This is a genomic window from Spirillospora sp. NPDC046719, from assembly GCF_040645715.1.
Classification (GTDB): Bacteria; Actinomycetota; Actinomycetes; order Streptosporangiales; family Streptosporangiaceae; genus Spirillospora.
In genome coordinates, this window is sequence record NZ_JBEYYT010000606.1 from 1 (window position 1) to 2,054 (window position 2,054).

At 73.2% G+C, this 2,054-nt stretch carries 1 protein-coding gene; it reads right to left on the bottom strand.

What is annotated here, in order from left to right; translation table 11 throughout:
- Positions 1-29 precede the first annotated feature (29 nt).
- Entirely contained in the window at positions 30-1,988 is a 1,959-nt protein-coding gene (locus tag ABZ914_RS47055; RefSeq protein ID WP_500201148.1) for a Vgb family protein, read from the bottom strand.
- Positions 1,989-2,054: the final 66 nt, after the last annotated feature.

The window sequence follows — 2,054 nt, forward strand, 5'->3', positions numbered from 1 at the left end:
TCCTCACCGATGCGTTCCGGCGCCGTGCGTCACGAACGCACGGTCGCCTTGGTCGTGACGCCGGTGGCCTTGAGCGTGGTGGCGTTGGGCAGGAGCTTTCCGGGACGCGGAGCCGGCCGGGTGAGGAAGGGCAGGCTCGGCCGGCCGGCGGCGCCCGCCTTCAGGGACCGGGCGGAGGCCGGCGCCACGCCCGTGCCCAGGCTGAGGACGAGCGGCAGGTCGAAGGTGTTCTTGCCGGACGGCGAGGGCAGCCCGATGATGGCGTTGATCACCGGGTCGAGGATCCCGCTGTCGAACGGCCCGCAGCCCGTGGCGGCCGGGACCGCCGCGCCGGTGTCCTTGGCGGCCATCGGCATCGCCGTGGGGTTGAGGTTCATCCCGCCGTAACCGGACGAGTTCGTCAGCGACGTCGGCGCGACCGTCACCGTGACGGGCCCGATCGTGCAGGTGGGGCCGAGGAGGTCGTTGCCGAGGTGGATGGTGAGCGGCAGGGTCGCCTGCAGGGTGCCGGCGTCGGTGACCCCGAGGCCGACCGGCCCGGCGAGCGACTGGGTGACGGTCAGCTTGTTGAAGGGCAGCATCGCGGCGGGGGTCATGCCCAGGATCGGGCCGATGAGCGGGAGGGTCCCCATGAGGCCGCCGGGCACGTTCACCGGGGCCGAGACGAGTTCCTCGCCCTCCACGGGAGGCGTGAGGGTGGAGCCCGGCGACAGGTCGGTCACCGCGCCGGTGACGCGGATCGCTCCCGGGGGAAGGTCCAGGCGGAACCCGCCGATCTTCGTGGTCCCGCCGGTGGTGACCTCGCGGATGCACAGCAGCCCGGACGCGCACTGCTTCTGGAAGGGCGTCGCGGCGCTCGGCGCGGAGCCGATCGTGACGGCCGGGTGGGGAGCGCCCGACGGCGGGGACGCGGGGGAGAAGTGTCCGATGACGCCCTTGCCGGGTTCGCTGAACCACAGCTGCCCGCCCGGGCCCGGGATGATCCGGGTCGGGGCGGAATAGGTGCTGGGCAGGGGGTACTCCGTGACCTTGCCGGAGCGGGTGATGCGCCCGACGTTGCTGGCGGCGGCCTCGGTGAACCACAGGGCGCCGTCGGGACCCCTGGTGATGCCCTCGGGCTGGGAGCCGGTGGTCTTCACGGCGTACTCGGTGATCTGCCCGGTCTTGGGGACCAGCCGTCCGATCTTGCCGGCGCCCGGTTCGGTGAACCAGAGCGCGCCGTCGGGGCCGGTGGTGATGCCGCCGAGCGCCGGAACGGCGGTGGCGGCTCCCGGCGGGGCGTAGGTGGTGACGTTCCCGGCGGTGTCGATGCGGCCGATCATCGGGGTGGAGTCGCTGGTGAACCACAGCGCGCCGTCGGGGCCCCGCGTGAGGGCGCCGAACAGCCCGCCGAACGGTGCCTGGTACATCGTGACGTTGCCTGACGCCGGTTCAAGGCGCCCGACATAGGCGCCTCCCGCGCCGGTGAACCACATCGCGCCGTCGGGCCCCTGGACCAGGTCGCTCATTCCCGCGGCCGTCTCCGGAAGCTCGTAGAAACGGATGCTTCCGTTCGCGGTGTTCACCTTGCCGATGCGCGGCACGGCCTGCGATGCGTCGGCGAGCCAGACCGATCCGTCCGAGGCGGTGGCCATTGCCGAGGGCACTCCCGCGTACTTCTGCGAATTGGCCGCCACGGGGAAACGGGTGACCGCGCCCGTCGCGTCCGCCTTTCCGATCCCGCCCGCGTTCTCGGCGAACCAGACGGTGCCCTTCGGCCCCCGGGCCAGCCCGTCGACCAGGGCCTCCGGAACGCCGCCCGCCTTGGGCAGCGAGATCTCGGCCGGCGGGCCCGCGAGCGCGCTCTGCGCCGGCAGGGCGGTCAGGGCGGTCAGGGTGGTGCCGAGCAGGCCGGTGAAGGCGACGAGGCGTCCCCGAAGGACGAGGCGTCCCCGAAAGACGAAGCGGTCCCGTACGACGAGGCGTCCCCGTATGGCGCGATGGCGCATGTGCGTCTCCAAGAGAGGGGTGGATACCAGGGCGAGGCCGGGGGGGCGCGGGGGGGGCGGGCCGGC

Coding starts and splice junctions, on each gene's coding strand:
- ABZ914_RS47055 (WP_500201148.1), bottom strand. CDS start 1,988: ATGCGCCATCGCGCCATACGGGGACGCCTCGTCGTACGGGACCGCTTC.